19 protein-coding genes and 1 pseudogene (1 of these 20 only partly in view) are annotated in these 18566 nt (G+C 58.3%); all 20 read right to left on the minus strand.

From position 1 onward, the window contains the following. Positions 1-308: the 5' end (the start) of a DUF3991 and toprim domain-containing protein gene (locus Q2B33_RS08565; RefSeq protein ID WP_300913954.1), read on the minus strand. It extends 1138 nt beyond the left edge of the window; only the first 308 of its 1446 coding nucleotides appear in the window; its start codon is at positions 306-308; its stop codon lies beyond the left edge, outside the window. 55 nt (positions 309-363) lie between these two features. Continuing rightward, positions 364-3321, minus strand: a complete 2958-nt coding sequence (gene mobP3 / locus Q2B33_RS08570) for a MobP3 family relaxase (protein WP_300822735.1) — start codon at positions 3319-3321, stop codon at positions 364-366. A gap of 50 nt (positions 3322-3371) precedes the next feature. After that, positions 3372-3785: a hypothetical protein gene (locus tag Q2B33_RS08575; RefSeq protein WP_300791956.1), complete on the minus strand. Its 414-nt coding sequence runs from the start codon at positions 3783-3785 to the stop codon at positions 3372-3374. Positions 3786-4198: 413 nt separating this feature from the next. Further along, on the minus strand, positions 4199-5032 hold the full coding sequence (locus Q2B33_RS08580) for a DUF6329 domain-containing protein (protein WP_300791955.1): 834 nt from the start codon (positions 5030-5032) through the stop codon (positions 4199-4201). Positions 5033-5086: 54 nt separating this feature from the next. Further along, positions 5087-5335 (minus strand): DUF6103 family protein, encoded by a 249-nt coding sequence (locus Q2B33_RS08585; RefSeq protein ID WP_300791954.1) that lies wholly within the window; start codon positions 5333-5335, stop codon positions 5087-5089. Positions 5336-5341: 6 nt separating this feature from the next. Then, positions 5342-6007, minus strand: coding sequence for a DUF6329 domain-containing protein (locus Q2B33_RS08590; protein WP_300791952.1), 666 nt, complete (start codon positions 6005-6007; stop codon positions 5342-5344). Between the two features lie 308 nt (positions 6008-6315). Beyond that, positions 6316-7329, minus strand: a complete 1014-nt coding sequence (locus Q2B33_RS24515; protein ID WP_300785394.1) for a C40 family peptidase — start codon at positions 7327-7329, stop codon at positions 6316-6318. 15 nt (positions 7330-7344) lie between these two features. Continuing rightward, a complete protein-coding gene (locus Q2B33_RS08600; RefSeq protein ID WP_300785392.1) occupies positions 7345-7872 on the minus strand; it encodes a gamma-glutamylcyclotransferase family protein in 528 nt (175 codons plus the stop codon). Positions 7873-7935: 63 nt separating this feature from the next. Next, positions 7936-9003, minus strand: coding sequence for an amidoligase family protein (locus tag Q2B33_RS08605; RefSeq protein ID WP_300785390.1), 1068 nt, complete (start codon positions 9001-9003; stop codon positions 7936-7938). A gap of 123 nt (positions 9004-9126) precedes the next feature. Then, positions 9127-10929 (minus strand): DUF87 domain-containing protein, encoded by a 1803-nt coding sequence (locus tag Q2B33_RS08610; protein ID WP_300791965.1) that lies wholly within the window; start codon positions 10927-10929, stop codon positions 9127-9129. 279 nt (positions 10930-11208) lie between these two features. Beyond that, entirely contained in the window at positions 11209-11988 is a 780-nt protein-coding gene (locus tag Q2B33_RS08615; RefSeq protein WP_300791950.1) for a Fic family protein, read from the minus strand. A gap of 81 nt (positions 11989-12069) precedes the next feature. Then, the gene (locus Q2B33_RS08620; RefSeq protein ID WP_300791948.1) at positions 12070-12660 is read right to left on the minus strand and encodes a hypothetical protein; all 591 of its coding nucleotides are present in this window, start codon (positions 12658-12660) and stop codon (positions 12070-12072) included. Further along, positions 12657-12920 carry a hypothetical protein gene (locus Q2B33_RS08625; RefSeq protein ID WP_300791946.1) on the minus strand — a complete coding sequence of 88 codons (264 nt, stop codon included), beginning with the start codon at positions 12918-12920 and terminating at the stop codon, positions 12657-12659. The genes Q2B33_RS08620 and Q2B33_RS08625 overlap by 4 nt, the downstream gene beginning before the upstream one ends. Before the next feature lie 165 nt (positions 12921-13085). Further along, the gene (locus Q2B33_RS08630) at positions 13086-13433 is read right to left on the minus strand and encodes a 4-oxalocrotonate tautomerase (protein WP_300791944.1); all 348 of its coding nucleotides are present in this window, start codon (positions 13431-13433) and stop codon (positions 13086-13088) included. A 114-nt stretch (positions 13434-13547) separates the two neighbouring features. After that, entirely contained in the window at positions 13548-15569 is a 2022-nt protein-coding gene (locus Q2B33_RS08635; protein WP_300791963.1) for a DNA cytosine methyltransferase, read from the minus strand. 2 nt (positions 15570-15571) lie between these two features. Next, a complete protein-coding gene (locus Q2B33_RS08640; RefSeq protein ID WP_300791942.1) occupies positions 15572-15961 on the minus strand; it encodes a DUF4406 domain-containing protein in 390 nt (129 codons plus the stop codon). Positions 15962-15973: 12 nt separating this feature from the next. Beyond that, positions 15974-16873 (minus strand): conjugal transfer protein TrbL family protein, encoded by a 900-nt coding sequence (locus tag Q2B33_RS08645; protein WP_300791940.1) that lies wholly within the window; start codon positions 16871-16873, stop codon positions 15974-15976. A 66-nt stretch (positions 16874-16939) separates the two neighbouring features. Beyond that, a complete protein-coding gene (locus Q2B33_RS08650) occupies positions 16940-17368 on the minus strand; it encodes a hypothetical protein (RefSeq protein WP_300791938.1) in 429 nt (142 codons plus the stop codon). A 10-nt stretch (positions 17369-17378) separates the two neighbouring features. Further along, entirely contained in the window at positions 17379-17714 is a 336-nt protein-coding gene (locus Q2B33_RS08655; RefSeq protein WP_300791936.1) for a DUF3852 domain-containing protein, read from the minus strand. Between the two features lie 100 nt (positions 17715-17814). Then, positions 17815-18566: pseudogene (locus tag Q2B33_RS08660) on the minus strand (hypothetical protein); the annotation flags it as partial.

Raw genomic sequence — 18566 nt, forward strand, 5'->3', positions numbered from 1 at the left:
GGCGCTTTTTCACCCTCCGGCTCGCTGGCGCGGTATGCCTGCCCCTGCTCCCCGCCAAGGAGCAGGGTGACGGCCTCCGGGAACGTGCTGTTGTAATGCATCTGCACAAAGTCGATGGCACAGCCCCCGGTCCCTGCCGCATGGTCGTACCAGCGGTTGCCCCGCACCGTGATGCTGTGGTCGCTTGCCAGCCTTTTCTCCCTGCCGGAGCGCAACAGTTTCTCCCCCTGCCTGGAAAGGAAGTCCTCCAAGTCCACCTCGTTGGCCCGCTGTTTCTGCTCGTCCGTAAAATAAACAAATCCTGCCATCCCTCTCCTTCCTGCCCGCTCTGGCGGGCGTCCAAATTCCTCCCGTTCAACGGAATCATATCTGCTGCTGCACCGGCTCCCTGTCGTCCCTCTTGTGGCCCTGGGCCTGTTTCTTCTCCGAGAGCCTCCGGCGGCGTTTCCGGTCGATATGGAACGGGCTGCCGCCAGCAGCCCTGTGCACATCCTCCCGGAACAGTTTTTCCAGCCGGTGCATCAGGCGGGTTGCCGCAAGGAACAGGTCGGGGTCCCGGAATGAGTCCATGTGCTCCAGCAGGAACGCCGCATAGATGTTGCCCTGTTCCGCGGCGGCCTGCAGGTATACGGCGGCTCTTTCCCTGTCACGGGGAATGTCTTTCCCGCAGAGATACAGTTTCCCCAGGGCGTACTGTGCGTATTGGTTTCCCTGATTTGAGGACCGCTCCAGCCAGCAGACGGCTTTTTCCACGTCCTTTGGGATATCCTCCCCGGTCAGGTACAGCTTTCCCAATGCGTACTGCGCATATTGGTTCCCCTGCCCTGCGGACTGCTCCAGCCAGCAGACGGCTTTTTCCACGTCCTTTGGGATATCCTCCCCGGTCAGGTATAGTTTTCCAAGGGTGTATTGTGCATATTGGTTTCCCTTTTCTGCGGAAAGCGTCAGCCAGCGGACGGCCTCCCTCTCATCCCTGGGGATATCCTCCCCGGAGAGGTACATCCGCCCCAGCCGATATGACGCATACTCATTTCCCTGTCCCGCCGATAAGGTGAACAGCTCCACCGCCCTTGCAGCGTCCTTCTCCACAATCTCCCCAGACAGGCAGAGTTTTCCAAGGGTATATTGGGCGGCGGCGTTCCCCGCCTCCGCCGCCTTTGTGATCCAGCGGACAGCCTGCGCCGTATTGCCGCTCCCATTTTCCAGCCACAGCTTTCCCAGGGCATACTGCGCGTGGACGTTCCCCAGCTTTGCCGCCCGCTCCCAATAATCTGCGGCGGCAGCGTCATCCTTTTCTGTCCCCGTCCCTGTGTGCAGCATCTGCCCCAGGCGGTACTGCAGCCTGTCATCCCCGCTTTTTTCCTCCAGATGCAGGAAGCCGTCAAACGCATCCTGGAAATGCGCCCCCGCCTGCGTACCGTCTTTCTGCGTCCCTATGCCGTCCCGGTACATTTTTGCCAGTTCATGATCCGCATAGGGGTTGCCCTTCTCTGCGGAGCGTCCATACAGGAGGAACGCCTGCACGTCATCCTGCGCCACGCCCTGCCCACGGCGGTAAAGCCCCGCAAGGGAATATTGCGCATACTTATGCCCTGCCCCCGCCGCCTGTGCCAGCCACCGGGCCGCTGCCCCATAGTCCTGCCCGGTGCCAAGGCCGGCGGCATACATTTTCCCGATGCGGTACTGCAGGTAGGGGCGTTTCCGTTCCTTTGCTTTCTTTTCTGCCCCATGGAAAGCCTCCAGCGCTTTGGCATACCATTCCTGCGCCGCATCCTGGTCGGCATCCTGCCCAAGGCCGTCCGCACACATCCTGCCCAGGTCATGCATCGCCAGGGCGTTCCCTGCCTCCGCCTCCTGCCAAAACAGGGAGCGGGCCTTTGCAAAGTCCTGCACGGTATTCCCTAAGCCGTAGAGATACTGCCTGGCCAGTTTGTAGTCCTTTGTCCACTCCGCATAAAAGACCGGGCTACCGCCAGCATCCCCCGGTGATCCTATTTCCTCTGCCCTGCCGCCAAATTCCTCCGTTCTGTCTGCATCCTCCATGGGCCAGTCAGGGACATTCTCCGGAAACCAGTCAGGAGCATCCTCCGGGAACAGATCGGCGGCGCCTTCCCCATCCGACAGCTCTGCACCATCCAGGAACAGCCTTTCCCCGCCCTCCGGTTCCTCCTGGTCCGCTACTGCCACATCCTCAAAAATAAAATTTCCGCTGCCCAGCCTGACCGCCTCCGCGATCACCATGTTCTTCAGGCTTTTAAACTGCGGCTGGGTGGAAAGCGGCGGCAGGGGCGGAGCGCTGTTTTGGTAAGTGGACAGGATCTCATCCTGCCATTTTCCCCATGCCTGGTACAGCGCATCCACCTTTTCCTCCTTCGCCAGTTCATCCACGATCCTGTCTACCAGGTTCTTCACATCCCGCTTAAGATACCCGTATACTTTTTTCCCGCCCGTGTTCTGCAGACGTTCTGCCAGGCGCACCATCATTTTTTCAATCTCCGCACTCGCCACCGTGCTGCGGCGCAGTGCATCCATCATCTCCCGCACCGCATCCGCAGCGCCTTTTTTCAGGTCTGTGCGGGCCTGGTTCTGCTTTTCATAGATATGAGCGAAGTCCTGCCGGAAGATATCGTGGGCCAGCTCCGAGCGCATGGCCTCGATGGACCTTTCTGTCAGGTATCCGTCATTGTCTTTTGCGGAATAGACCATCAGGTGTACATGGGGATGGTGCCCCTCGTTGTGGAATGCGGCATACCAGCGCAGGTTGGCGCTGTCGATCTTCATGTGTTTGCAGAGCATGGCCCGCTTGGAGCGCAGCAGCGCCATCCACTGTGCGGCGCTGTCATAGCCCAGCCTTGCGGCATCCTCCCGCCGCAGGGAGATGACGTGGGTCCAGACCGGGCCTTTGTGTGCGGCCGCTTCCTCCTGCACCTGTTTTAACACCACTGCTTTCCCTGCGTCCGTAAACAGGCCGTGCTCCCCCAGGCGTTCCACCCTGGGGCGGTTTGCGATGTAGTCCACATAGTTCTCCCGGCTGCCGATGAGGTCCGCGTTCTGCTCCAGGGCGCAGGAGATAAATTCCGATGCGTTCCCCATGGTGGGGCGCAGCAAAAAGTCCGTGTACTCCAGCATCTCCTTTGCGGATGGAAAGCCACGGACGATCTGACGGATCAGGTCTTTCTGCTGTGCTGTGGAGGGGAGGTTCTGCCTGCTCCCCTCCACTTTCTCCACGCCCTCGCGGGTGCTGACGTAGCGGACGTAGTTCTCCAGCTGTGCCGGAGGCGCATCCCGCAGGTAGCGGGAGGTAAAAATAATTTTTGGCATGGCGCTCCCCTCCTACTTTGCATTCAGATCCGGCTGTTATTTTTTCGCCGTCAGGTTTCCCGCCTCTGGTACCTGTACGCATCCTCAAACTCCACCGCGCCGTTGATCCGCTTCACTTCCTCCACGCATTTTGCATGGAGTTTCTGCAGCGCTTCCCCGTCCACGTCATGGGTATATGCGATGACCTGGGACAGCTTGGACAGCTCCACCGCGATCTTAAAGTCCATCCGGGCCAGGCGGTTCTCGCTGTCCTGCACGGTTCCTGCCACAGCGGAGGATAAGGACTGGAGCAGGTAATCCTCCGCCTTCCCCGCCATAAGGTATCCCAGGTAGAACCGCAGCGCATCCCCGATCAGCTCCGTGCGGTTCCTGGCCGCCCCGTTCCCGATGCAGGAATCAGCCAGCTCCAGAAGCTGCGTATCCACCCGGATGGAAAATTTGGTCTTATCCTCATTTGCGCCCATAGCATCCTCCCTTTTCCCGCCTGTTTTCCCCAAGCCACCCCGCAATCTTCCTTTTTTCCTGCCAATCTTTTTGCCATGCCACCTGATTTTCGAAAAAACCTCACCTGTGGGTGGCATCTTCCTTTCCCGCACGGCTTTGCCGGGCGGTGTGAACCGGGCGAGGGGGCTTGCAAAAGCCACCCGCCCTTTAACCTGCACACATTTCGACCCTTGCATTTCTCCCCCGTCCAGCCCTCTTTTTTCGGCTGCCCGGCACTCCCTGTCGGCGGTATCTGGTGCTGATTCCTCCAAATCGCCCCAAACAGGGCAGAAAAGGCGTCAGGCGGTCAGTTTATCCACTTTTCCCAAACGGGGGCACAAATCGCCTCACGGACGGCCACAGGGGGTAACAGGAGGCTTTGCCGCGCTCCGCCTTACATGGACGGGGCAGCGCCCTGTGTCTGTACCCTGCCCTGGGCTTCCCTCCAGTCCTGCCACGCCTGCCGCTCCACGCCGTATAATCCGTCATGGGCTGTGATTCCATCCCTGCCCTCCGCCACGCACTCCGTTCCGTCCGGCATCAGCAGAAACACCTCCAGCCCCTCCCCCGCCAGCTTCAGAGCCATCTCCCTGCCCAGTGGGAGCATTCCCTCCCAGCTATACCCGTAGGCGCACATTTCTTCCATGCTTATCCGGTCCGGCAGATTCTCCGGTGCATCCTCTTTCTGGCAGTTAGGGCAGAAATCCAGATGGTACACCACATCAAACTGCCCCTCCCCAATGGTCAGATCAGCCACTTCCGGGCGGCTTAAGAGCATATCCGCCAGGGTTTCCTGCAGGAACGGTTTCTCCTCCACGCACAGGCCGGTTTCATCCTCCAGTTCGTCAAAACTGGCCGTCCAGTTTCCCCCGGTCGTCTGCCTGGTACCCTCTGCGATGATAAAGTCCGCCACCTCTGCCAGCTCCTGATTCAACCGGGAGAGCGTGGGGTAGCGCAGGGCCGTGGCCTCCGGCACATAGGAGGCATACCGGGCATAACCGCTGCCCTCACTCTGCACCAGCAGCCCGTCCGTCCTGCCCTCCCCCATGACCAGCAGGCAGTGGTACACGCCGTCACCGTCCACCCCCATGACCCCTGCGTTATCCCGGGTGGCCTGGTGGTCCAGCATCGGGTGGCGCAGCATTTCCTCCAGTTTCCTGGCCGGGATTATGACGGTTTTCTCTACGGTAAATTTGTTAAAATGAAACTCCGGTTTGTGTCTGAACATTGTCTGCATATCCTGTTTTCTCCTTCCTCCTGCCGCCCAACATCAGAGAAAAAATCATTCCCTGCCCTCCGTCTGCCCCGCAGACGGGCGGGACCTGTTCGGGCGGGGCGGCCTGGCGTTTTCCTCGCGGGCGATCCTGTCATCCAGGTATTCCCTGGTGGCCTGCGGCACATATTTCTCATAGAGTTTCTGGAGAAATTCCCCCAGCTCCGCCTGCAGGTCTGCATCCTTTTTGCCCATGTGGAACGTCAGGGCATCCAGCCGTTCTGCGCTGAATGTCATCGTCAAAGTAGCATTTTTCATCTTCCCTTAAACCTCCAATCCCATATTCATCAGCCCTCCGCTGTATCCGGGGCCGCCGTCATTTCCCCCGTTCCCCGGCTCTGGAGCCTGCCCCATGTTTTCTAAAAAAGTGTTGTCCCGGAGCAGTTCCTGCTGTGCCTGCACACGGAAATGGTTCCCAAGGATGCACACTGACGCCACCTCCGGCCTCTCTGCGATCATGTCTGCCATAAGCTCCCGCAGGAATTCATTTTCCCCAAGTTCCAGGCCGGACTGCTCACGGATTTCCGCAAAGCTGATCTCCCATGACGCTCCCAGTGCGGCAGCTCCCGCTCCTTTTGTGACAAACTGATCCACCAAAAAAGAAAGCCTGTACCCCATCTCCGACAGGGAATCGTAGGAAAAGGCCGCCACATCCGGCACATGGGAGGCATACCTTGCGTAGCCGTACCCCTCCGCCTCCACCAGCACTCCATCCCTGCGGCCTTCCCCGGTGACCAGCAGGCAGTGGCACACGCCCTTTTCATCCATGTGCATCAGCCCGGTGTTCTCCTGTATAAATTCCTGGTTGTCCATGGGGTCCTGTAAAAATTCCTCAAATTCCTTCTCCCCAAGGCGGATGACCTTCTCCACCTTTGCGGGACGGAATTCAAAGTATTGCTTAAACTGAAAATTCACTTCTACCGGATTCATGCTTCCCTCCTGTCTTTTTGCAAAACAGTTTGATAATAATAAGCTCCATAATTACAATTAAGTTTGATAATTTACTCCAAAACTTAATATCACGCAGCCATGTTGCAGAAAAGCAAAGAAGCATAATAAGAACCGTGCTACTTTAAGTTCCACGAAATCTCCGTTTGTATCAACTTAAATTGTCATTTTCTTTGAGTTTTATCAATCATAATTGTCAATTTCTTTGTGAAGCCGTTTTTATCAAACAAAGTTGTAAATTATCAATCTTTATTGCAAAATTATCAAACTTAATTGCAACTCAACACCTCCTAATCCAAAAGCCGACCGAACGCAAAAAAATGGCCTTTCCAGTACGCTGTCTCAATGCTGGTGTAACCAATAGGCGAACCGCAGTGCAGCATCCTTCCCCCGCCGACATAGATCCCCACATGGCTTACCGGCCCGCTGCAGGCATAGGTGCCGCTGAAGAACACCAGGTCGCCGGGTTTTGCTTCTTCCCGCGGCACGATGGCGCACTGGTTATAGATCCCTGTGGCCGTGGTGCGGGACAGGGGGTAGGCGCCGGAATGGGTGTATACCCAGCACACGAACCCGGAGCAGTCAAAGGACGTCTCCGGCGTCGATCCTCCCCACACATAAGGGTAGCCCAGATACTTTTCCCCTTCCGCGATCAACGCCGCAAAGCTGCCGTCCCCCATGGCCTCGCCGGGCGGCAGCCCGCTGCCCGGCCCTGCCTGCCCGTATTTTGCCAGCACATAAATGCGCTGGGCGTTGGCCCTGTTCTCATCTGTGATATCCCGCCCAAGCAGGGAGGACAGGTTCCCGTACACGGTCCCCATATCCGTGATGGGGACCGCCGCCATGTACGTTTCCCCTTCCTCATCCTCCCGTTCCTCATAGGCCACGAAACAGTCCGCAAAGCCCCTGTAATCGTCATCGTTCATCCTGGGCTGATCCGCGCCGAAAAACAGAGAATAGAAAACAGCCTTGACCCGGTAACCATCCACCGCTCCATCCTCTGCCATCCCGTTAATCTCGGCCAGGGCCGCATCCAGTTCCCGGAAACTCTCCCGCATCTTCTCGATATACATCCGGTAATCCGCCGGGAGTCCTGACGACAGATAGCCGCCATTGAACGCCAGATCCACAGCGGCATTGTTATGCCCCGCCGTGCCGGACAGCGCGCACAGGATCATCACCACGATTAAAATAAAGGGCGTCAGGACTGCCGCCACCAGGGTGGCTATGGCTGTCCGCCCTCTTTTGTCTGCTGCCGCAGCCAGGACTGCTTTGGCCGCCAGCACAGCTGCCGGTGCCGCCATGGGCATCCCCCCTTTCTATTCCATCGGTTTCATCCCGCCGCTCCCGTACAGACCCTGGCATCCCGGCTCGGCCAGCCCCTGTTCCTGCTGGAAAGCCATGGCGTAGGCTTTGTTGATGGCGTCCTCCAGGGGCTTTGTGTCCAGCCCGCACTGCTCATAGCCCTCCCATATGACATCCGCATAGCCGTCCGAGGGGATGCCGAATTCATGGCCGGGCGTCATCACATACCCCATCACGGACACTTCCTTCCCCTCCAGCTCCACCTGCAGCATCTGCTTTTCATAAAATCTGGGATACCCTTCATAACGGTCCAGCGCTTCCTCATCCGCCTGCCGTATCTTCCACAGAAGCACAGGCACCGAGCTGCCCTCCTTCGGCTCCACGGTGGCGACTGCGCCCCTGCGGCCGCCCTTAAACAGCAGCTCATACCCTTTCAGTTCGCTGGTCCCCACCACCTTTGCCGTGGGGCATCGGAACGCCATCTGTGTCTGGTTCATGTTGCTGCCGTATGCCAGGTACAGCTTCTCCTTTTTCCTTCCCATATCCTGATCTGCTCCTTTCTCTCTGCCTGCACGGTTCTTCACAGGCACACCTTTATGGATTTCCTACATGCTCATCACCATCGATGGCGCCCCTTCCGTTTCCTGCCCGGACTCCAATACTGCGGCAGGCGCCTCTGGCGTTGTGGCAGGAGTCCCCGTTTCCGGCGCCTGGGCCTCCTGCTCCGCCCTCTCCTTTTCCCTTTTCTGCCTTAGCCGCTCCTTCTGTGCCTCCGCCTGGGCCGGGTCCCGCCACGCGATGCAGCCCGGCAGCTCCGCCAGCAGGTGCTGCCTTGCGGTGGCGAATTCGTCCCCTATCATCCCCAGGCGCAGCAGCCATGTGCGGAATGTATATTTCTCATTGGTGGTATGGGTTTTCCTCCTGCTGGCGCATGCTTGGTTCAGCGCCTGGGCGCTGATGGCAAGGCTGAACTGGATATACGCCTTGATCTTTCCCGCATGGAGCGTTCCATTGAACAGGCGGAATTCCACTGTCCCTTTCTGGAACACGGAATGGAGGTTCAGGCAGTGGTACCGGCTGTCGTCATAATGCCGGCTCCTGCGGCTGCTGCCGTTATACCAGATCCGTTCCACCCCGTCTAAGGTTTTCGGCTTCTTCTGGTTCAGTTCCTCCAGAAACCGTTCCTCCACCTTCTGGCAGTACTGGTTCTCGCGGGCAACGGATATCTTCAGGGCTTTGTAGATCAGATCCTCCTTTGATGCCATGATGTTCGTGATGTTGCGCAGCGTCCTGGCGTCAAAGGGCGAGGCATCCACATGCACGTGGATGCCGCAGGATTTGTTGGTGACCGCCCCATGCCTTTTCAGTTCACGGATGATCTCCTGGATGGGTATGATATCCTCGTAGCGGCAGATGGGGCTGACCATCTCGGTACTGTAATCACTGTCTGCCCACACCCGCCGGTTCCCTTCCTTCCGCTCTGTATCAATACTTCCATCGCTCATGAATTTCCACTGCCGCCCCTGCCCGTCCAGCGCCGCATAGGTGTCATAGGACGTCCCCACATATCTGCTCTCCGTCCCGAAGTATGCGGCAGTCACCCTTGCGGCTTCCTCCCGCGTGATCCCGGTCATCTCGATCTCAATGCCGAACCGCTGTTCCTTAAGCTCCAACCATGTTCCCTCCTTCCTGCAGAAACAATCAGTGAGAAGAATCGCTTCCCTTGCGATTCTTCAGTGTGGGATTTAGAATTTCTTAGCCTGCGTACTTTGCAGGCTTAGAAATACTTCTCACACTTACCTTCCACCGGCTTTTCCGAACAGCCTCGCCTTATGCTCCGGCGCATTGACCATCAGGTTGTACCGCTCATTGCCGCACTTATACAGGCACACGCCCCTCTGGGGGTAACGGATCAGGCTGTATTCGCTTTCCTCCAGCTGGAGGGTGTCGGTATAGAATTTCGCATCAATGCTGCCCGCGTTGAACAGGAACTGGTGCGTGGGGATGGAGAACAGCGGCTTGGTGTATTCCCTGACGCCGTCCAGGTTGAAGTCCTCCAGGTTCTGGCTGGCGATGATCACCGCTGAGTCCTTCTTGCGCACACGTTTCATGAAATTGCGGACGTACTCCACGGCGGTAAGGTTGGAAAGGAACAGGTAGAACTCATCCAGGCTGGCCGCCGTATTGCCAACGGTCAGCAGTTCATCGCTCATAAAGGAGAGCACGTTGAACAGCAGGGCGTCCTTGAGGCTCCGGCTGGCCTGCAGCAGCCCTTTCACCCCGAACGTGATAAAACTGGAATCCGTGATGTTGGTATGGCCGTTGAAGAACTTGCTCTCCGCCCCCACGCACATGGAATGCAGCCCCAGCAGGATGCCCCGCAGCATCTCCGCCGTATAGAGCTGCCTTGCCTCCGTGTCAAACGCCTTGTACTCCGCCTCCATAAAGGCATACAGGTCGGAAAGGATGGGATAATCCTCCGGCGCCAGCCTGTCAAAATCGCTCTGGTCCGTGATGCCCCATCCCGCATACAGCTTCTGGAGCATGATCTCTATGACATCGATCTCCCGGTCCGTGAAGTCCTTGTAGCTGCGGAAGAAATCCTTCAGGAAACTGATGTGCTGGGACAGGCGGGAGCGGATGCGGAAGGTCTGGGGCGCGTCCATATCCTCCGGGCCTGCGGCGTCATCCCAGGTTTTCGGCTCCAGGGGGTTTATGATATACCGGCCGCCCATCAGGTCGATAAAGCACCCGCCCAGGTTATCCGTCAGATCCTCGTACTCCATCTCAGGGTCCAGGGCGCATATGCGCATCCCCGATTCCCGCAGGTTGGTCAAAAGCAGCTTTAGCAGGTAGCTCTTGCCCTGGCCGCTGTTGCCCAGGATCAGGATGTTGGCGTTGGTCTTGTCATCTGCCCTGCGGTTGAAATCCACCAGCACGTTGCTGCCGAACTTGTCCCGGCCGATATAAAAGCCCTGGGGATCGGTCTTTCCCGAATAATTGAAAGGGTAAAGGTTCGCCACGCTGCTGGCGGGCAGCACCCGTTCAAACTGGTCCCGGAACAGGTTGAAACCGGTGGGCATCACGCACTGGAATCCCTGCTGCTGGCGGAGCATCAGCCGGTCCACGTTCAGCTTGGAGCGGATCAGCTCCGTCAGCACCTCCGTCTGCAGGAGCTTCAGCTGGTCCAGGTCATGGGCGCACAGTTCCAGGTAGACCGCCGTGTGCAGGAGCGGCTCCCTGTTGCGGTGCATCTGCGCCACGATGGCCGCCACATCCTGCAGGTTGCTCTCCGCCAGCACGGTGGCCTGCAGGTCGCTCGTATTGCTGTCCATGCGGTTCTTGTTCGCCGCATTGCTGATAATCTTGCGTTCCTCCACCGGCGTCACATGGCGGGTGTAGATGCGCAGGGTCACCCCGTCCTTCTCCCCAAGGTGGGACAGGATCGCCTGCTCATCGGTGGATGTGGGGTATTCCCGCAGCGCCCACACACAGCGGAATGTGTTCCCGCAGATAAAATGGTCCGTCTCAAACTTGATGACGGAGGGTGCGATCATATCCAGGAATTCCTGGATATGCACATCCCCCGATGTCCCCATAGGGACATTTTCTTCTCTTTTCAAATAAGCACCTCCGATCAGATATGGCGGCGGCAGCCTGCCGTCCCGCCTGGTTTACAGGCAATCGGGCAGGGAAAAACTTCCCCTGCCCGATTCACCGCAAGTGGACATTCCGCACTCCGTGCTCCATGTCCCTGCACCCGTCAAATGGGCATCCGTGCAGGCACGATGCCCGCATGACGGGTTTTTGCCACAAAAAAACACCGGACACATTTCTGCATCCGGCGCCCTGCCGTTTTTCTTTCTTCTGTCTGTATTTTACTGTAATGTCTGGGAGGGATTCATTCCCTGCCCCTCACTGGGGAACGGGATCTGGAACAGCCGCAGGATTTCCTTTTGGGATTCAAACTCCCGCTCTGCGATAAATTCTATAAATTCCCCATCATCCCTGTGCGCCCGCTCCAGCAGGGACACATAATCCCTCCGCAGGATGGGCGGGACGATTGCGGGCAGGTACCCGTCCTGGATCAGCGCAAGGTTCATGAGGAGCCTTGCCACCCTGCCGTTCCCGTCTTTGAACGGGTGGATGAACACAAAACGCTTATGGAGCTGGGCCGCAAATTCCACGGGATGGTATCCCTCCCGTTCCTTCTGTACCCACCCAAACAGCCGGTCCATCTCATCCTGTACCTTCCCCGGAGCAGCAACAGGATATTGCGACCCTGTGATCAGCACCCGGACATCCCGGTACCGGCCGGCATACCCCGGCTCAATATTCTGGTAGAACAGTTCATGCATCTTAAGCACCGCCCATTCATCGATCCGGCGGGTCTGAAACAGCGAGAACATAAAATCATAGGCTTTGGCATGGTCCACCGCCTCAAACACATCCCGGAGCGGCTTCCCTCCCACCGTCAGGCCGTCCTCCAGAAGCACCTTTGTCTCACTCTCCGTCAGGGAGTTCCCCTCCAGCGCATTGGATGTCCATGTCAGCCCTATGCGGTAATAATCCTTTATCTGCCCCAGCATCTCGCCCTCCAACGGGCGCAGCGCATTAATCTCTTTCTGGAAAAGGTCTATTTTTCTCAGTATCTCCACCTTGCCACCTTCCTTTCAGCCACATGGATATCATACCACAAAATGCCTGGAAAAGATAGGACGAAAAACAGTTCCCGCCGCCTATTCCTCCGGCATGATCCAGCGCTCCCCGTCAAAGTCCTCGAACCTCTCCGTGGTCACGTTCTGCTCATAATACACCGCAAGGATGCGCTTGATGTCCTCCCGGTCCGCCCTCTTTACGGAAAATCCCTGCTCTTTTAAGGATTTCTCGATGCGGGACAGGTAGGGGAACACCTCCGACTCCTTTTCCTCCCGCAGGCGGACCATGATCAGGAATTCACGGGCGGTCGCCATCTGCACCTGTATCCGGTCAAGGTGAGCCTGGTCCTTTTCCAGGAGCCTGCGCACCACGGGGTTTTCCTCCGCCTCCATGCGGGAGCGCAGGAACCGTTTGTTGTCCTCAAAGCTCTCCCGGCTGTTTAAGCACAGCATCTCGATCTCCGCCACGCCTTTTAACACCGTCATCAGCGCATAGACCCTTGCCCCCACGCTGGAGGGTGACAGGACGGAGATGTTGGAGGGCTTGACGATGAAATACACCAGCTCCCCATGCCCGTAGGTCACCAGGCTGTAATCCGTGATCTCCCCCGCCCCGATCAGCTGGCGGGTGGACGCCCTCTGCCTCTGTTCCCTTTTTTCTTTTCTGCTCATTTAGTAAACCTCCATTCAAAGAATTGCTGGCGCACGAAAAAGAACGCACAGGCGTACCTGATAAAGTCCAGGATGCTGGTGTCCTCAAAGCGGATCGTCAGAAAGGCATAAACCGCCGTGAACACAATAGGCGGGAAAAAGCCCGCCTGTGTCAGCGCCAGGATGGAGCACAGCGCGCACACGCCGATGATCCCGATGTCCTTAAGCTGCCAGAGCCACAGTGTGGCCTTTGCTTTTAAATTGTCAGGGTAAATATACAACTGACCGCCTCCTTCCAAAACTGATAGATGCCTGCCCCATGCATGGGTACATGGCTGCGGCCGCCTGCCATGCGCAGACAGTCCTGCCACGAAAAAACCGCCCTGCCCTTAAGCCCTGGCGGTTTTTCCCTGTATCCGGGTTCCTTTCCCCGGCATTTCCTCCTGCTACGCAGGCTGCTCCCCCTGCGCATCTGTTGGTGCCCCTTCCTCCTGCGCCGCTTTTGCCTCCGCATCCTTCAGCGCCTGCTCGATCAGGCCGATCACGAATTCCTTCTGGCTTAAGCCCGTCACCTTCAGGTGATCCTTTATCCTCCCGAAAAGTTCCTCCGATACCTGGAATGCCAGTGTCCTTGTTGTCCCGTTTGCCATATTCTTTCCTCCGTTCTCAAAATGTTCCTTCAGCACCATCTCGACATATTGGCTGAGTGTCAGCTGCATCTGCTCCTGCTCTGTCCGGGCCTGTGTGTGCAGGCTCTCCGGAATCATCGCGCATAAGTTTTTACGGTTTTCCATGCCCATTTTCTCCTTTCTCCGTTTCTTACAAGCCAAGTATAAAGGCAATGCATGGGGAAAGCTATACCAATACCCAACAAGGATTTCCCGCAAAAAGATGCAGGACCACCAATGTTATACATCCTCCGGGGCCTGCCCCCTGCCCTCCCGTTTCCGCAGGAAATAAGCGATCCCCCGCAGCACGAAATCCACACAGGGGATCGCCACGCTGTTGCCAAGGGCTTTGTACCTGGCGCTGTCCGATGCGCCGGGGATGTCCGTCCAGCCGTCAGGGAATCCCTGCAGGCGCTCGCATTCCAGGGGCGTCAGACGCCGGATCAGGTTCCGCTTCTCCACGATGCACTTGTCCTGGCTGACATACTGGTTGCCGATGCCTTTCTCATCCCCCCGGCACAGCGCCCCCACCAGTTCCTGATAGGGTCCTGCCCCATCCTCCTTTTTTTCTCCTGCCGTTATCTGCCCCTCCGGGGCATCCTGCCCGCCGTCCTGGGGTGAGAACACCGCATGGTGGTCCATTGCCGTCAGCGTATAGGAAATGTCCTGCTGGTACCCGAAACCGTTCCCGCCGTTCTGGGGCTGCCGGTCAATGATGTTCCCCGCTATGCAGAATGTTTCCTGCAGGATGGCGATGCCGCCCTGGTTCTTGCTGGGGTCCGGGTTCGTGGTGTCTATGGTCCTGGCCGTGTCCGTCTCCCGGCATCCTGAATAGGGGTTGGATGACTTCATGCTGTTGGATTCCTTTGAGTCCAGGGAAAACACAGCCGGAGGGCGCAGAGCCTCCCCGATCCCGGCATGCCCCTGCTGGGAGGCCAGCACAAGGGGCTGGTTGTTGCCTCCCATCCCGAAACCGGCGGACACTGTCTGGGAGATTCCCACCGGCCCCCTGAAACGGGAATCCTGCCCGTGGTTATCAAACACAAGGGGCTGGTGCCCGTGCTCCTGCGCCCGCAGGGTGCCTGTCTTATCTTCTGTCAGGTGCATCTGGCTGCCGCCCTGGTCGTTTAAGCACAGCACACAGGGGTATCCCTGCCCCGCCTGGCCGCCGCCCCCTGTAAGCGACGTATGGCTCTCCGGCGTCAGGAAACAGTCCCCGTTCCCCTTGCTGACCACGCCGAAAGCGGGCTGCTGCGCCACAAATGTCTGCATCTGCATGTTCCTTGTCGCCATGAGCGCGCCTGAGATCCCGCCCAGGTCTATGACCTCATCCCTCTGGTTCACATGGAAGCTGCTGACGGCAGGCGGGCACACAGGTCCCTCCCCCGGCTGTGCCACCAGGGGCTGGTGGCTGCCCATGCCTGCCCGCAGGGTCGCCGCCACATCCTCCGTGACGTCCATCCGTTCCCCGCCCTGGTCGTTCAGGCACAGCCTCGGTTCTGTCCTTTTTTCTTTTGTCTGCAGATCTGTCAGTCCAGCCCCGCCTGCGCCATCAGCGCCTCCTTCAGCTGCGGCGGCAGCTCCTTGCCCCTCTCCCCCGCCCGCCGCAGGATTCCCTGGCAGGCTGTCCTGCTTAAATAATATTTCATGTGCGGTGAGGCCTCCAAAATCTGCGACAAGGAAGATGCGGCGGCGTCTCTGGGCGACTCCCCAGAATTGAGCGTCCAGCACTCTCCAAGCCAGGCTGAATTTATCTCCCAGTACGGCCGCCCCAGCAGGTCCCCAGCGCCCGGCGTCAGGTCGAGGCACATGACAGGAACAGTCCTTAATTCTGACGATTTCTTCGATGACCGCCCGGAAGTCCTCGCCGCCCGCGGAGCTGAACGCTCCGGGGACATTTTCCCAAACGAGGTATCGAGGTCGGACAAGGTCATCTGGTATACCCCTTCTCCCATCGGCTTCCCTCATCTCCTTTACTATGCGCACCTGCTCCATGAACAGCCCGGAGCGCTCCCCCGCAAGCCCCTGGCGCTTCCCCGCCACGGACAGGTCCTGGCAGGGCGATCCCCCGCAGATGACGTCCACGGGGGGCAGCCTGCCGCCGTCCAGCTTTGTGATGTCCCCCACATGGAGCATGCCGGGGAACCTTATCTTTGTGACCTCCATGGGGAATGCCTCGATCTCGCTGGCCCATGCCGGGGTGATCCCGTTATGCACGGCGGCCAGGGGAAAGCCCCCTATGCCGTCAAACAGGCTGCCCATCATCATAGGCATGCCCCTGTATATTCCATGGGCTGTGCCTGCCCTCCCATATCCGGCTGCAGGAATTCCGCCACCCGCTCGCAGGGGATGCGGCGGACCGGCACACGGTGCCTCCATGCCGCCTTCAGTTCCTCCTGCATCCCGTCAGAGACACGGCTGCCGCACAGCCACAGCTCACTGCATGCCTCCAGCAGCTTAAGCCCCATCCTGATCCCAAGCTCCCGCTGTTCCGGGATACTGTCATCCAGCATCTGCGGATACAAAAGGTGTGCCGCTACCGGGGTGCTTCCTTCTTCCATTGCCAGACGGCAGGCTGCTTTTGCAAACCTGATATTGTTTTCTATATCCCCCGCATAAGGGGATGCGATATATACGATCTTTCCTTCTGCCATGTCCCGCCTCCTTTACTTGACTACCTGCACGATGGTCTTTGTCAGGTTCACTGCGCCCTGCGCCGCATAGACCGCCCCCATCACGTTGGCCCTGGTGCCGGTATCCAGCCCGAACTGCCCCGCGATACGGGGTACCTCCCCCGCGGACAGCATCAGCCCAAGCCCCAGCAGGGCATGGTCCTTTACCACCATCAGCCCCGCCACCAGGATGACCGCCTGCAGGAACGTGGTCAGGCACAGCCCGATGACCTGCTTGCACCAGCCGGTGAAGCCGTCAATATAGCCCCTGGGGACGCTGAACATGTAAAGGCTCCCCACCGCGATCTGGATGAGCAGGATGCCGCCCCTTTTCAGGTTGCCGAAAAACACCTTGATCACGGCATAGCCCATGAGGATCAGGATGAATATCATCAGGATCGGGCTGGTGATGCTCCCAATCCCCCCGAACACCCCCGCTGACGCGGCATCCTGCCATGTCCCCGCATCCTTTAAGGATTCTATCGTGCTTAAGGCAACCGCCCCGAAGTCCGAACCGAACCCCGTGATCCCTGCCGTGAAGCTGCCCTGCAGGGACACGCACAGCTTGTAAAGCTCCACCGGCACGGTGGTGAACATCCCCGCCGCCAGGAATCCCTTGATGGCGTTCAGCCCCGTCTCCCGGACGCTGCCGCGCCCGCTCTGGCATTCGATCCCGCACTCGAACACTGCCACCACCAGCCCGGTGGCATACAGCGCCCATGCCAGGTAAGAGAAAAACAGCACGATGGACTGCACCCAGCCCATCTCAAACAGGTCTGCACCCATGTTTCCCATCTGCATAAAAAAATCGCCCAAAAACCCTACTATCTGGCCGTAGATCCAGTCAATGATCTGGCCAAGCACGGTGTCGGCGATAAAGTCCCATATGAACACTTCCTCCGCTCACTTCCTTCCCCGGATATGGATATCCGTTCTTTCTTTTCTGCCGTTTCTGCCATGTCAGCACATCCTCTGCCCCATCTGCTGCTCCTGCGCCGGCTCCCGGAACACATCCAGGTACCCTGCAGCCGCTTCGGAAAACCGCTTATAGTCAGCCTCCGTGGGTTTGTATACATACCATTCCGCTTTCCCGCCGTCTTTCCAGATATGCGGGCAGATGCCGTCACGGAAGTTGGGGTTTGCCACCTTTTTCTTCCCCAGCAGGTCGGAAAAATGCAGCGACACGCTGTCGATCACACCCTCCCGGCGGTTGAGCATCGTGATCTTCAGCATCCCATAATTGTCCGCCACCCTGCCCGTGTCAAAATATGCCTTCATGCGGATATCCCCGGAGAGCCTGCCGTAGCAGGCATTCCCCACGATCCTGATATCCGAAAGCCCCATGCCTTTCCCGAAGATCTTCTGTAATTCCTGTTCAAAAAAAGTCATGCCATCCCTCCTACATCCCAAGGATCTGCCAGATATAGAGCGGCGCGGTCAGCGTGAACACCAGGCAGGCGAACAGGATGGCCGGCGCCGCCCACTCGAACTGCCCGTGCTTGCGGTAATCAAAATATGCCGTCCCCAGCTTGGCAAAGAAAAACACAGCCAGGATCAGGTCGATGGCGGGGAACACCACGTTGTTCACCACCGTCTTGATCTGCGCCGAGGCAGTGGTCCATGTCCCCTCGATTGCCCCTGCCACATCGCCGGATGCGGCGTATGCAGGGACACAGCAGATGCCGGCGGCAAGGACCGCCGCGCACAGTAAAAGAGCCATTTTCTTCATTTTCATAGGTTATCTCCCTTCTTTTTGGGGAAAAGGAAAGCCGCAGACGGTACAGGCCTGCAGCCTTTTCTCTTTCCCTGATGATATTTTCTTTCCGCCCCGCCGGTCAGTCCGGGTTCTGCGGGGCGATATGCCAGTCACTCCAGAGGTTCCCGCTCACTGTCACGGAATCCGTCAGGTCCATGGAGAGCATCCCCGCAGGCGTCCAGCAGTCTATGAGCCATGTGTGCGCCGTGTAGCTCCCGTCCGGGTACCAGATGGGCGTGAAGTGGGTGCGGCGGTGATAGGTGCTGTAGGGGTTTTCCTTGAATTCATGCCCCATGTCATATCCCCCTCCCATGCGCTCCAGGAGCCGCCAGTAGCCCTCATAGCCAAACTCCGGGAAATAAGTGACCGCATTCTGCGCCGCCGTGACTGCGGAGGGCTGGCTTGTGCTGACATGGGTATCCACCCTCTCCTGGATGCCGTACCCGGATTTCAATATCCTGCCGCCTGCCGTGGGCGATTTCCCGTCCGGCGTGATGGCCATGGATGCGGAAAGGCTGGCGGAATACCGGTCAAAGTCAAACTCCCACCAGCCGTGGTCGCACCAGTACCCCTCATCCTCGCCAAGTTCGTTATAATCGCTGTGCCATACCCAGTGTGCTTTCCACCAGGGACGCCATACCCCCCAGCTGGATGAAGTGGCCTGCCCCTTTGCCGGAACCGGCACGCTGGTAAAGCCGTCATTCCTGTCATCCGCATTGGGGTCAGGAGGAGGGTTTGCATCCAGGTCCACGATATTTGCCCGGATCGTCCCCTTGCTGGCCGAACCGCCGCCCTGGACATCCACTGTGATCGTCATGACCTGCGGCTCCC

This window comes from uncultured Acetatifactor sp. (assembly GCF_948601915.1).
In the GTDB taxonomy this organism is placed as follows: Bacteria; Bacillota; Clostridia; order Lachnospirales; family Lachnospiraceae; genus Acetatifactor.